Source organism: Stenotrophomonas maltophilia R551-3, from assembly GCF_000020665.1.
GTDB lineage: Bacteria > Pseudomonadota > Gammaproteobacteria > Xanthomonadales > Xanthomonadaceae > Stenotrophomonas > Stenotrophomonas maltophilia_L.
On record NC_011071.1, the window covers coordinates 2,661,550 to 2,673,902 of the forward strand.

Annotated in this window: 10 protein-coding genes; 5 read left to right on the plus strand and 5 right to left on the minus strand. The window is 67.7% G+C overall.

Going from position 1 to position 12,353, the window contains the following annotated elements; all coding sequences use genetic code 11:
- Positions 1-89: 89 nt before the first annotated feature.
- The 3 genes from SMAL_RS12030 to SMAL_RS12040 all read right to left on the minus strand — a co-directional run bounded on the left by SMAL_RS12030 (position 90) and on the right by SMAL_RS12040 (position 3,947).
- A complete protein-coding gene (locus SMAL_RS12030) occupies positions 90-2,000 on the minus strand; it encodes a CocE/NonD family hydrolase (protein WP_006373273.1) in 1,911 nt (636 codons plus the stop codon).
- Between the two features lie 202 nt (positions 2,001-2,202).
- The gene (locus SMAL_RS12035) at positions 2,203-2,589 is read right to left on the minus strand and encodes a DUF4440 domain-containing protein (protein WP_012511382.1); all 387 of its coding nucleotides are present in this window, start codon (positions 2,587-2,589) and stop codon (positions 2,203-2,205) included.
- Positions 2,589-3,947, minus strand: a complete 1,359-nt coding sequence (locus SMAL_RS12040) for an MFS transporter (RefSeq protein ID WP_012511383.1) — start codon at positions 3,945-3,947, stop codon at positions 2,589-2,591. Before SMAL_RS12040 ends, SMAL_RS12035 begins: the two co-directional genes overlap by 1 nt.
- Before the next feature lie 105 nt (positions 3,948-4,052).
- Between SMAL_RS12040 and SMAL_RS12045 the strand changes: the two genes are divergently transcribed.
- A complete protein-coding gene (locus SMAL_RS12045) occupies positions 4,053-4,949 on the plus strand; it encodes a LysR family transcriptional regulator (RefSeq protein WP_012511384.1) in 897 nt (298 codons plus the stop codon).
- Positions 4,950-5,047: 98 nt separating this feature from the next.
- On the opposite strand, the gene SMAL_RS12050 is transcribed toward SMAL_RS12045, so the two are convergent.
- Positions 5,048-7,843 (minus strand): beta-glucosidase family protein, encoded by a 2,796-nt coding sequence (locus SMAL_RS12050; protein ID WP_012511385.1) that lies wholly within the window; start codon positions 7,841-7,843, stop codon positions 5,048-5,050.
- Positions 7,844-8,181: 338 nt separating this feature from the next.
- On the opposite strand from SMAL_RS12050, the gene SMAL_RS12055 reads away from it, so the two are divergent.
- The gene (locus tag SMAL_RS12055; protein WP_012511386.1) at positions 8,182-8,616 is read left to right on the plus strand and encodes a VOC family protein; all 435 of its coding nucleotides are present in this window, start codon (positions 8,182-8,184) and stop codon (positions 8,614-8,616) included.
- A 288-nt stretch (positions 8,617-8,904) separates the two neighbouring features.
- Positions 8,905-9,609 carry an AraC family transcriptional regulator gene (locus SMAL_RS12060; RefSeq protein WP_012511387.1) on the plus strand — a complete coding sequence of 235 codons (705 nt, stop codon included), beginning with the start codon at positions 8,905-8,907 and terminating at the stop codon, positions 9,607-9,609.
- Positions 9,610-9,618: 9 nt separating this feature from the next.
- Here the strand turns inward: SMAL_RS12060 and SMAL_RS12065 are convergent, their stop codons facing one another.
- A complete protein-coding gene (locus SMAL_RS12065) occupies positions 9,619-10,509 on the minus strand; it encodes a sterol desaturase family protein (RefSeq protein WP_012511388.1) in 891 nt (296 codons plus the stop codon).
- A 179-nt stretch (positions 10,510-10,688) separates the two neighbouring features.
- Here SMAL_RS12065 and SMAL_RS12070 point away from each other — a divergent pair, with 179 nt between their 5' ends.
- Positions 10,689-11,594, plus strand: coding sequence for a LysR family transcriptional regulator (locus tag SMAL_RS12070; protein ID WP_006373549.1), 906 nt, complete (start codon positions 10,689-10,691; stop codon positions 11,592-11,594).
- A gap of 92 nt (positions 11,595-11,686) precedes the next feature.
- Positions 11,687-12,337, plus strand: coding sequence for a DsbA family oxidoreductase (locus SMAL_RS12075; protein ID WP_012511389.1), 651 nt, complete (start codon positions 11,687-11,689; stop codon positions 12,335-12,337).
- Positions 12,338-12,353 lie beyond the last annotated feature (16 nt).

A 12,353-nucleotide genomic window follows, 5' to 3' on the forward strand; every position in this document is an offset into this window, starting at 1 on the left:
AGCAGGGATGCACGCTATGCGATGACGATGGTCGATGCAATGCGACTGCGGCCCGCGCACACGGCGGGCCGCATGTCGTCGCCCTTACCTCAGTACACCGGCAGATCGATGTAGCTGGCCTGCGCCGCGCTGTGCCAGACCCGCTGCGTGGCCTTCTGGTAATCGCCCGGTTTGGCCAGGTAGATGTTCGGCACGTAGGTCTGCGGGTTGCGGTCGTATAGCGGGAACAGGCTGGACTGCACCTGCACCATCACCCGGTGCCCCTTCTGGAAGGTGTGGTTGGCGTTGGGCAGGTCGAAGCGGTACGGCAGCACTTCGTTGGCGGCCAGCGGCTTCGGATCGCTGAAGCTCTCGCGATAGCGGCCGCGGAAGATCGCCAGCGACACCGGCAGCTCGTAACCACCCATCTCCGGCGTCGACGCTTCCTGGTCCGGATACACGTCGATCAGCTTCACCACCCAGTCGCTGTCGGTACCACTGGTCGAGGCTTGCAGATGCACCACCGGCGCGCCGCCGATGCGCAGCGGCGCGGTCAGCGGTTCGGTGATGAAGGTCAGCACGTCCGGGCGGCCATCAACGAAGCGCTGATCCTTGACCAGCCAGGTGGTCCACATGTCTCGGTCACCGAAACGCACCGGACGCGGCACGAACGGCACCGGCTTGGCCGGGTCGGACACGTATTCCTCGAAGTCACCCTCGCCCGCCGCCGGCGCCTGGAACGCCAGCTTGCCGCCGGCGCGCAGGTACAGCGGCTTGCTGCTGGCGGTGCAACCCTTGTCGCAGCTGCGCGGCCAACCCTTCAGGCGATCCCAGTGGTTCTCGCCGGTGTTGTAGATCAGCACCGGCGGCGTGTCCGCCTTCGGCGCACCGTCCACCAGGTACTGGTCGAAGAACGGCTTGAGCACATCGCGGCGGAACTGCAGTGCGGTATCGCCATCGAACTTCAGCGCGCCCAGCTCGCTGCCACTGTAGTTCACCTGACTGTGCCGCCACGGCCCCATCACCAGGTAGTTGCGGTTGTTGCCGCTGTCGCGCCCTTCCATTGCCTGGTAGGCGTGGTTGGCACCCCACATGTCCTCCTGGTCCCACAGGCCCTGCAGCCACATGGTCGGCACCTTCAACGGTGTCTTCGCCATCACCGCGTCCAGCGCCTGGCCCTGCCAGAAGCCGTCATAGGCCGGGTGCTCGACCAGCTTCTTCCACCAGGTCAGCTGGTCCACGCCGGTGAAACGCGCGTAGTCGCCGGCCGAACCGATGCGCAGGAAGGTGCTGTAGTCGTCGTAGCCGAGGCTGGGCAACGGCGTGCCCTTGCCGCGCTTCTCGGTCTGCATTGCGAAATAGTTGAAATTGACCTGGCGGAACGCACCGTAGTTGAGCCAGTCGTCACCCATCCAGCCATCGACCATCGGGCTCTGCGGCGCGGCCACCTTCAGCGCCGGGTGCGGGTCGGTCAGCGCCATCACCACGGTGAAGCCCTCGTACGACGAGCCGAGCATGCCGACCTTGCCGTTGCTCTCCGGCACGTTCTTCACCAGCCAGTCGATGGTGTCCCAGGCGTCGGTGGAGTGGTCCACCTTGGTGTTGTTCAACGGCCCGCGCAGCGGTCGGGTCATCACGTAATCGCCTTCGGATCCGTACTTGCCACGGATGTCCTGGAACACGCGGATGTAACCGCCGTCGACAAACACTTCGTCACCCTGCGGCAGCAGGTCGCGCATGCGCGGCGAATCACTGCGGCTGGCGCGACCGGCAGCGTCGTAGGGCGTGCGGGTGAGCAGGATCGGCGCATTGCGCGCACCCTTGGGCACCACGATCACCGTATACAGCTTGGTGCCATCACGCATCGGCACCATCACCACGCGCTTGTCGTAGTCACGACCGACATCGGGGGCAACGAAGGGCTTGCCGCTGATGTCCGGGGTCATCGGCGGGGTTTCGGCGGCCAGCACGGTGCTGGACAGGCAAAGGGCAATGGCTACAGCGACGGCACGCACACGCATGGACAACCCCTCCCGGCAGGAAAGCATCAAGCCTACTCCTGCCTTGAGCCGTGAAGTGTGGGCGGGCTTTGCATTCTGCGGTGGATGTAGGCAGGACTGATGGCACATGTGCACCTCACTGCCGCTGCGCTCGCCGGGCATGGCCCGGCGCTACCCACCGCGCGGGTCATAGGGTAGCACCGGGCCATGCCCGGCGGATCCATCAACCCGCTTGAACCTCATGCAGCGCCAGCCAGCGCCAGCGCCCTGCTTCCTGCCGCAGCACCGCCAGCGATTCCCGCCATGCAGGCTCGCCGCCATCGATCGAATGCCCCTCGCGATAGCGCAGCACCGCCAGCGGTGAAGGCGCTTCCACCGCCTGCACGGCTTCGATGGAAATCTGCAGCCCTGGACGCGCGCCATGGACGCCCGCGAACAGAGCCTGCACGGCCTTCCGATCCAGCCTTTGGCCCGAGATACCGACCATGCTGAAATCGGCGCAGAAATGCGCCGTCAGATCGTCCAGCGCGTCGGCGCCCATCTCGGCGCGGAACCAGGCCTGCAGCTTGTCGTGCAGGAGGTGGACTTCATGTTCTGCGGTGGTATCCATCAAGTGTTCTCCGGTTGTGAAAGGGTGAGCAACTGCGGCCGGCGCAGCAGCGCCATCGGCAACAGTGTCAGTACGGCGGCCAGACCCAGCGCCGCGCCGGTGGCGCGGGCAGGCAGCCACTGCATGGCCAAGGCCAGCAGTAACGCAATGGCGGCGGTACCCAGGCAGAAACTGAGCTGGCGGTTGAGGTTCCAGAGTGCGCTGGCATCGCCCAATGCTTCGCCCTCGACCCCATGGAAGGCCAGCGTCTGCGCGGTGCTGCTGCACAGGCTGCCGCCGGCGCCCATCAAGGCAAACAGCCATGCTGCAATGGCAAAGACCGGGTGTGGCAGCAGCGCCATCAACAGCAGGCCGCCGGCTTGCAGCAGCATGCCGGCGCGCAACACCGTGGCCGGGCCGAAGCGAGCCAGCAGGCGCTTGCTGGCCGTGATCGCCATGGCCGAGGCCAGCGCCCACGGCAGCATCAACGCGCCGATGCGCGCCGCGCTGTAACCGGCCTGGTACAACTGCAGGGTACTGACCAGCTGACTGCCGATGAACACACCGGGTACGGCCAGATAGATCAGCATCGCCAGGCGCAGCCCGCGATGGGACAGCAGCGACCAGCGCAGCAGTGGCTGCTCCTGCTGCCGTGCATGCCGCAGGTGGGCCGCCGCCAGCAGCATTGCGATCAACAGCAGTACGGCACCGGCGGTCCGATGGCCGGGTTCGCCCACCCAGGTCAACGCCAGCAGCAGCGCGCCCAGCGCCAGCATCGCGGTGGACAGCGCATAGGCCTGCAGGCGCGGCGCACTGCGCGCGCCGTCGGCCGGCATCCACGCCAGCACCAGTCCAATCGCCACCACTGCCAGCGGCAGGCTGGCCCAGAGCACACCGCGCCAGGACAACCACTGCACCAGCAGCCCACCGAGCGCAGGCGCCAGTGCCGGCACCAGCAGCGCCACCAGCAGGATGCGGCGGGTCAGCGCGCCACGCTGGTCGGGCGTGCACTGTCGGTACGCTGCCGCCTGTGCCACCGGAATCAGCAGGCCACCAGCAAGCCCCTGAAGCAGCCGCCAACCCAGCAGCCAGCCGATACCTGGTGCCGCACCGGCCAGCACAGCGGCAACCGCGAACAGCAGCAACGCCACCAGCAGCAGGCGACGCTCACCACAGCGCGCGGCCAGCCAGGGCGCCAGCGGAATCACCACGCTCAGGCCCAGCATGTAGGCGGTGCCGACCCAGGCCAAGGTAGCGACGTCGGCATGCAGTTCCGCCGCCAATGCCGGATAGGCCACCGTGGCGATGAACATGTTGACCAGATCCAGGGCGAACACCAGCAGGAAGATCGCCTCATGGCGCAGGCGGGGGGACGGCATCGGCGGCGCTCCAGCGGGGAAGCGGCCAGCATGCCGCCCGGATCTTGTTGGAAAAACACGACGGCAGCTGCAACACTGTCAAACCTGTTTTGACAATGGATCATCATGGTCAGCCTCGATCGCTTCGATATCTTCCGCGCCGTGGTCGAGGCCGGCAGCCTGACCGCCGCCGCCGATCGCCTGGGCCTGAGCCGCGCGGTGGTCAGCTTCAACCTGAAGCGGCTGGAACAGGAGCTGGGCGTGACCCTGCTGCTGCGCAGTACCCGCCACCTGGCCCTGACCGGCGCCGGCGAGCAGTTCCTGCAGCACTGCGTGCAAGCGCTGGATGCAGCGCAGGCGGCGATCGATGCCGCCCGCCGCGACCAGCAACACCTGCAGGGCGTGCTGCGCCTGACCACCACCCCGGAGTACGCACAGCTGCGCCTGATTCCTGCGTTGGAGGCGTTCCGTGCGCGGCATCCGGCCCTGCAGCTGCACCTGTCGACGTCACCCGCGCCGGCGGACCTGATTCCCGAACGTTTCGACCTGGCGATCCGCCTCGGCCGCCTGCCAGACTCGGGCCTGCACGCCAATGAACTGGAGCGCCACCCGCTGTGCGCGGTGGCGGCTCCGTCCCTGCTGGCACGCCTGCCCTCTGCCGATGCTGCCGACGACCCCGTGCAGCTGGGCACCCTGCCCCGCCTGGGCTACCCGCGCCTTGCCGATGTGCCGGTGATTGCGCCTGATGGCAGCGACGCCCTGTTTGCCACCAACCCGGGCAATGCAGTGGTGCGCGTGGATGGTGCCAGCAGCCTGCGCGCCTTCGCCGTGGCCGGCGCCGGGGTCACCGTGCTGCCACGCTTGCTGATCGAGGACGACCTGGCCCAGGACCGGCTGCGCCCGGTGCTGCGCCAGCACCGGTTCCCGCAGCAGAGCGTGTACGCGGTCTACCCGCACAGCACGCAGCCCTCACCGAAGGTGCGGCAGCTGATTGATTTCCTGCGCGGGTGGTTTGTCACCTGAAAAGGGGACGGAGGGGATTAAGTCGTTTATGCATAAACGACTTAATCCCCTCCGTCCCTTTTTTTGCATGGCCCCTTGCGGGGCCATGCCTTCAAGCCTCAGCGCAGCACCTGCTCCACCAGCTGCACGTCCACGCTCTGCAGCGGCTCGGCCGCGTTGCGCGACAGCTGCACCTGGTAGGTGCCGCCATCGATCTTCCACTGACGGGCCTGCGCATCGTAGTGGGCCAGGGTCTTCGGCTCGGCTTCGATGCGGATGCGGCGCTGTTCGCCCGGCTGCAGGGTCACCTTGTCGTAGCCGATCAGGCGGATCGGCGTGGTGCTGCCGGCCGGCAGCTTCAGGTACAGCTGGGCCACATCGGCACCGGCGCGCTTGCCGGTGTTGCGGATGTCGACGCTGGCGACCAGGCGCGATCCTTCCACGCTCACCTTCAGGTTTTCATAGGCGAACGTGGTGTACGACAGGCCATGGCCGAAGGCGAAGGTCGGGGTCAGGCCCTTTGCCGCCATCCACTTGTAGCCGACGTTGGCGCCTTCGATATCGAAATCGAACACATCGCCGAACGGCTTGGCCGGCTTGAAGCCGAGGCCGTCGATGTGCGGGCGCGGCAGCTGCGATTCATCCACTACCCAGGTCACCGGCAGGCGCCCGGACGGATTGACCTGGCCGGTCAGCAGTGCGGCAATGCCTTCGCCACCGCGGATGCCCGGGTACCAGGCCTGCAGCATCGCCGGCACCTGCGCCAGCCACGGCGTGCGCACCGGGCCGTTGGTTTCCAGCACCAGCACGGTCTTCGGGTTGGCCTTGGCCACCGCCGAGATCAGTGCGTCCTGCTTGTCCGGCAGCTGCATGTCCGGCAGGTCCACCGATTCGGCGGCCCACTGGGTGGCGAACACGATGGCCACATCGGCCTGCGCGGCGGCCTTGGCCGCAGCGGCGGCATTGGTGCCGTCCACATACTCGATGGTCGCATCCGGACGCGCCGCACGCAGCGACTCCAGCGGCGAGGACGGGTGGAAGATCACCGGGCCCGGCCAGGTGGTGGGCAGCACGCCCGGCACCGCGTTGGTGCCCTTGGCGGTCACGCCCACCATCGACGAACCACCGCCACCGATCACGCCCTTGTCGGCGTGGCCGCCGATGATGACGATGCGCTTCACGCTGTCGGCCAGCGGCAGCAGGTTGCCTTCATTGCGCAGCAGCACGCTGCCTTCTTCCACCGTGCGCTGGGCGACGGCGAAGCCAGCCTCGGCGTCCACCTTCTGGTGCTGCGGCGGGTTGTCGAAATTGCCGTGCAGGAACATCGTGCGCAGGATGCGCGCCACCATGTCGTTCAGGCGCACCTGCGGCACCACGCCGCCGTGCACGGCCAGGCGCAGCGGCTCATCGAAGAACACGGCCGCGTCGAACACTTCACCGGCCGACTGCTGGTCCAGGCCGGCCAGCGCCGCCTTCGAACCGCTGTGTACGCCGCCCCAGTCGGACATCACGAAACCGGGGAACTTCCATTCCTGCTTCAGCACCTGGTTCATCAGGTAGCCGTTCTCGCAGCCGTAGGTGCCGTTGATCTTGTTGTACGAGCACATCGCCACGCCCGGTCGCCCGGCGTCCAGCGCGATCTCGAAGGCCAGCAGGTCCGACTCGTGCATGGCTTGTTCGCCGATGCGCACGTCGTGGAAGTTGCGACGGGTCTCCATGTCGTTCAGCGCGAAGTGCTTCATCGAGGAGATCACGTGCTGGCTCTGCACGCCCTGGATCACTGCGCCGACCATCGAGCCGGCCAGCAGCGGGTCTTCACCGGCATATTCGAAATTGCGGCCGTTGCGCGGGTCACGCTGCAGGTTGACGCTGCCGGACAGCAGGATGTTGAAGCGCTGCTGCCACGCTTCGCGGCCCATGGTCGCGCCGCCGGCAAAGGCGACCGCACGGTTCCAGGTGGAGGCGGTGGACGGGCCCGACGGCATGGCCGTGGCGAAATCACCCGGGCGGATGCCACCCGGATTGGTCACGCCGACGCCGGCATCGGCCGACTGCTGCGACGGAATGCCCAGGCGCGCGACTTCCGGCACGAAGCCGGCCGAACCCACCGCACCTTCCGGCAGCTTGCCGCCATCCTTGCCCAGCCCGAAGTAGCTGTGCAGCATCTGGAACTTCTCGTCTTCGGTCATCGCCTTCAGCAGCAGCGCAGCGCGCGCGTCGGCGGTGAGCGTGGTGTCCATCCATGGCCGTTCACCACCCTTGTCGGCGGCATAGGCCAGGGTCAGCAGGGTTGCCCGCAGGCTGCTGCCTTCTACCTTGAACGGCGCGCTGCTGGCGGCCTGGAAACCATCGCTGAAGTAGCTGGCATCGGCTTCCAGGGCAACGCGTGCCGGGTCGAAGCCGGCCGCTTTGGCCGATTCACCGGCCACCGCGCCAAGCAGCACCGCCGGCGCGCCCAGTCGCGAACGCGATACCAGGGCCGGCAGCTGCGAGGCACCGGCACCGGCGTCGGTGTAGACGGCCACGGCATGGCGACCGTCATCCAGGCGCAGGTAGTTCAGGCCCGGCTGGTCCGGACCTGATTCGGCCGCGATCGGCAGCCGGGTCAGTACCGCCTGCCCCTGCTGGGTCTGGCCGTCATCCTTGCCGGTGGAAATGAAGCGGTACTCATAGCCCAGCCCATCGGCCAGGACCTGCAGCGGATCGACCTGGCCGATGCCACGCTGCACCTGGCGCACGCTCACCGCGTCCACCTGCAGGGTCTTCAGCTGGGCGGCCAGGGCCGGCATCGCTTCGGCGGTCGGGGCCTGTTCCAGGGTCAGCACGGTGAACGCGGCGGGGTCGGCCCAGGCCGGGGCGGCCAGTGCGGCGGACAGGGCCAGGGACAGTGCAAGCGGCTTTGTAAACGTTTTCATCGGCAGGCGTAATTCCGTTGCCAAGGCAATCGGTCCAGGGAAAGTGCCGCCGAAGGGTGCAGCGTTCATGTCGCGCAGGGGTTGCCAGGCAACGTCCCGCAGGCCGAAGGACGGGCCGGTCTGCGCCTGGGACCCTCCTCCCGGCGTGACAACCTGCCTGTCCGGGCCGCGCAGGGCGACCCAATCATGTGAAGATTGTGCGAGGGCGTTCACACCTGTCAACAGGACCTAAGTCACAGGGTGACCGCGACGGTCGGTTATCAGGCCATCACCGGCAGTCATCAGCGCGCCGCGCGGGGCTGCCGATAATGGGTTGTCACCGGCCCTGAACCCCGCCCATGAACATACATCGCGACTTCGATCACCTCTGGCGCGACCGCTGTGATACCTCCAGCCAGCGCAGTCCCCGGGTGCTGATCCGGGTGTTCGTTGCCCCGGGCGAGCTGGAGCGCAGCGTGGCCTTCTACGAACAACTGCAGGGCGTGGTGGCCGATGCGGGCTTTCCGTTTCCCGATGCCGGCCTGCGCCTGGCGATGGTCGGTGCATTCCTGCTGATCGAAGGGTGCGATGCGGCGCTGGCGCCGTTCACTTCGACCACGGGGACGCTGCTGGTCGACGACGTTCGGCCCTATCACGACAAGCTGGTGGCGGCCGGCGCCGAGATCATCTTCCCGTTGCAGGTGGTGCCCACCGGGGCGGCATTCAACGCGGTGCATCCTGATGGCACCGTGGTCGAGTACGTGCATCACCGGCCGGATCCGCAGGGGCGGTGAGGTGACGGCCGGGCTGTGCCCGGCACCCGCGGTAGTGCCGGCCGCTGGCCGGCAACCTCAGAAGCAACAGCGGGCTTCCTGTGGGGTGGCGGGGTGGGTCCGGTTGCGGGGGACGGCGCAAGTACGTCCATGTAGCCTCGATCGCGCCATCCATGGCGCTCACGCCCCCGCAACCGGACCCACCCCGCCTTGGACAATTCGCCGCAATCTGCAGTAGATCCACGCCATGCGTGGATGTTCTTCGATCAATCGTCGAATCAATCGATTTCGATGGAGATTCATCCACGCATGGCGTGGATCTACAATTCCTCCATGTCCTCTCCCGCCCTGCCCTGGAATGGCACGCTGCTGCTGGATGCTCACGTGGCCGTGCTGCAGGGCCACGCCGGTGGCAGCGATACGCACGCGCACTACGCCCATCAACTGTTGCTGAGCGACGGCGCGCCCTGGCAGGTCGAGGTCGCTAGCGTACGGCAGCAGGGCCAACGGCTGTGGCTGCCGTCATTCCAGCCGCACGCAATCCTGTCGGCGCCGGAAGCGGGCTGTACGGTGTTCCTCGAGCCCGCGCATGCCGATCCCGGGCAGATCCAGCAGCACCTGCACGCGCTGCCGGGCAACGCGCTGGAGCTGCACGACTGGTTACCACGGTTGAGCCGCCCGCAGCCGCTGGACCGCCGCGTGCAGGCGGCGCTGTCCCGTATCGCCCAGCACCTGCCCGGCCCGGTGCCGGCTGCAGATATCGCCGAGGCGGCGCATCTGTCGACCAGCCAGCTGCATCGGCGTTTCCAGTCCGATCTGGCGGTAACCCTGCGCGGCTGGGTGCTGTGGCAACGGCTGCGCCGCGCACTGATGCATCATCTGCGCGGGCACAGCCTGACCGACAGCGCGCACGCGGCCGGATTCGCTGACCTGGCCCATCTGTCACGCAGCCTGCGCCGCATGTTCGGCATCGGTGCCGCGCAGCTGCAGGGCCTGCAGCTGCACGCGGCCTGACACGCCCCATCATTCGCGCCTGCGCAGACCTTCCGGCAGCTCAGGTACCTCGCCATGCGGCAGTTCGCGGAACGGCGCCAGCAGCTGTCCGGGATAATCGCGCGGATAGTCCGGCTGGCTGCCGATGCCGAGGTCGCGTTGTTGCAGCCGATAGCCGGGCGCATCGAAGGCGGTCCCCAGCAGGTGATCCCAGACAGTCAGGAACAGGCCGAAGTTGACGTCGCCGGCGGTGCCGTAACGCATGTGGTGGAAGCGATGCAGCGGTGCCCAGGCCATCACCCGGCCCAGCACGCCGGGGCGCATGTCCACGTTGGAATGCTGCAGCAGCAGCTGGATGGCAATGGCGAAGGCCAGCACCGCCGCCACCGGCATCGGCAGGCCCAGCACCAGCAGCGGCAGCACGCCACCGACCGCTTCGGCCGCCTGGTGCAGCGGATGCTTCATCAGTCCGTTGAAACCATACATGCGGGTCACGCTGTGATGCACCGCATGCAGCCGCCACAGCCAGCCGATGCGATGGCTGGCGTAGTGCACCAGGGTTATGCCGAGATCGGCGCAGATGACGGCCAGTAGCACCTGCAGCGCGAATGGCCACTGCAGCGGCCAGGCCTGCCACGGAATGATGGCTGCCAGCAGTGGCACCGCCGCGATCGACAGCAGGTTCAGGCTCTCGTTGACCAGCGCATGCAGGGTGTCACGCAGGCTGTCGCCGTGATCGTGGTTGAACGCGGGGTCATACGGCCAAGCACGTTCGGCAGCGAACGAGACCGCGATGGCAACCGCCAGCAAGGCCAGCAGCCATAGCGGGTCGCCGTGGAGGTGGCCGACCCAGGCGACGGCGGCGGCAACGAAACCCAGCAGGAACAACGGGGCATACAGGCGGAGCATCCAGTGCTTCATGGGCAATCCGGAAAGTAAGGGGCCTGCATGCTGGCGCCGCGTATGGGGCGCCGGCTTGAACAAACGGCGCAACCCGTGGGTCCGCCGCTGCTGGATGCCCATCGTGGTCGGCACCGCGTTTGCCACATCAACCCACGGCGCGACTCTACAATGGCGCCCTCTTCGCGCCCGAGACCGGCATGGATTCCTTCAACCTGATGCGTGCCTTCCGCCGCATCGTCGAACGCGGCGGGCTGGCCCGCGCCGCTGAAGACCTGGGCATGTCGCCGGCCGGGCTCAGCAAGCAGCTGCGCACGCTGGAAGCGCACCTGGGCGTGGTGCTGCTGCAGCGGACCACGCGGCGCATGAGCCTGACCGAGACCGGCCACGCCTATTACCGCGAATGCTGCCGCCTGCTCGACGAGCTGGAGGCGCTGGAACGCGGCATCGCCGAACAGCGCGGCGACGTGGCCGGGCGCCTGCGCGTCAATGCACCGCAATCATTCGCGCTGAGCACGCTGTCGCCGCTGCTGCCACGCTTCCTGCAGCAGCATCCGCAACTGTCGCTGGACCTTGTGATGGAAGACCGCCTGCTTGATGCGGTGGGCGAAGGTTTCGATGTGTCGCTGCGGTTGCGTGCCGAGCTGGACGACTCGCGGCTGGTAGCGCGCCGCTTGGCCTCGCTGCAGCAGGTGCTGTGCGCGGCCCCGTCCTACCTGCAGCAGCACCCGGCACCGCAGGCGGTGGACGAGCTGCAGGCGCACAGCGTGCTGGCCTACAGCCTGTCCGACTCGCCCGGCAGTTGGCCGCTGCTCGGCCCTGATGGGCAGGTAACGATCACCCTGCCCGCGCGCGTCACCGTCAACAACAGCCTGCTGCTGCGCGACCTGCTGGTGGCCGGCATGGGCATCGGCGCCCTGCCCTCGTTCCTGGCGGCACCGGCGCTGGCCCGTGGCGAACTGCAGCAGGTGCTGCCCGACCACCGCTATCCGCCACGCTTCGTGCATGCGGTCTACCCCACCTCGCGCCACCTGCAGCCCAAGGTGCGTGCCTTCATCGATTTCCTGCACGCCGAGCTGCCCGGCTGCGCCGGCCTGGATTCGTAACCGCCAGCGAAAACTGAGCTGCCCGCGGCGTGCTGTTTCAGACGCGCCGCGCTGCCTAATCTGCCGCCTCCCCTCTCACCGATGGCAGGCAGATGTCTTCCGTTCCTTCCCCCGCCACCGCCGCGCCGGTGGTCGATTTCTTCCACGACGTGGTCTGCGGCTGGTGCTTTGTGCTGGCCCCGCGCCTGCAGCAGGTCTCCGCCGAACTCGGCATCCAGGTGCGTCACCGCAGCTTCGTGCTGCAGGACTCGCGCGCGCAGATGGTCGAGGTGTTCGGCTCGATGGAGCGCGCCAAGGCGATCATCCTGCGCCACTGGACCGACTGCGCCGCGCATGAAGACACTGCGCGCATCGATATCGAAGGCATGCGTGCACAGGACTTCGAGTATCCGTCCGGCTGGCTCGGCGCACTGGCCTGCCAAGCCGCCGGCATGCTCGGTGGCAACGACGCCCATGGCGCGATGTTCGATGCCGTGCAGTGGGCGCACCTGCACCAGCACCGCAACATCGGCGACGCCGAAGTACTGCTGGATATCGCCGAAGCACTGGGCCACCTGCGTGGCGCCTTCGCTGACCACATGCGCAGCGACGCAGCAGCCCGGCGTGTGCAGGCCGACCGTGCCGAAGCCGCGGCCCTCGGCATCCGCTCCATTCCCACCGTGATCGGTGGCAACGGCCTGCGCCTGCAGACCCTGCCGCTGCCGCAACTGCGCCAAGCCCTGGCGCACCTGGTCGCGGCCTGAGCCGCACCATCCCCCA

What these genes read in the sequence shown, in the direction of transcription:
- SMAL_RS12030 (WP_006373273.1), bottom strand. Translation starts at nt 2,000, where the DNA reads ATGCGTGTGCGTGCCGTCGCTGTAGCCATTGCCCTTTGCCTGTCCAGC.
- SMAL_RS12035 (WP_012511382.1), bottom strand. Translation starts at nt 2,589, where the DNA reads ATGGATACCACCGCAGAACATGAAGTCCACCTCCTGCACGACAAGCTG.
- SMAL_RS12040 (WP_012511383.1), bottom strand. Translation starts at nt 3,947, where the DNA reads ATGCCGTCCCCCCGCCTGCGCCATGAGGCGATCTTCCTGCTGGTGTTC.
- SMAL_RS12045 (WP_012511384.1), top strand. Translation starts at nt 4,053, where the DNA reads ATGGTCAGCCTCGATCGCTTCGATATCTTCCGCGCCGTGGTCGAGGCC.
- SMAL_RS12050 (WP_012511385.1), bottom strand. Translation starts at nt 7,843, where the DNA reads ATGAAAACGTTTACAAAGCCGCTTGCACTGTCCCTGGCCCTGTCCGCC.
- SMAL_RS12055 (WP_012511386.1), top strand. Translation starts at nt 8,182, where the DNA reads ATGAACATACATCGCGACTTCGATCACCTCTGGCGCGACCGCTGTGAT.
- SMAL_RS12060 (WP_012511387.1), top strand. Translation starts at nt 8,905, where the DNA reads ATGGCGTGGATCTACAATTCCTCCATGTCCTCTCCCGCCCTGCCCTGG.
- SMAL_RS12065 (WP_012511388.1), bottom strand. Translation starts at nt 10,509, where the DNA reads ATGAAGCACTGGATGCTCCGCCTGTATGCCCCGTTGTTCCTGCTGGGT.
- SMAL_RS12070 (WP_006373549.1), top strand. Translation starts at nt 10,689, where the DNA reads ATGGATTCCTTCAACCTGATGCGTGCCTTCCGCCGCATCGTCGAACGC.
- SMAL_RS12075 (WP_012511389.1), top strand. Translation starts at nt 11,687, where the DNA reads ATGTCTTCCGTTCCTTCCCCCGCCACCGCCGCGCCGGTGGTCGATTTC.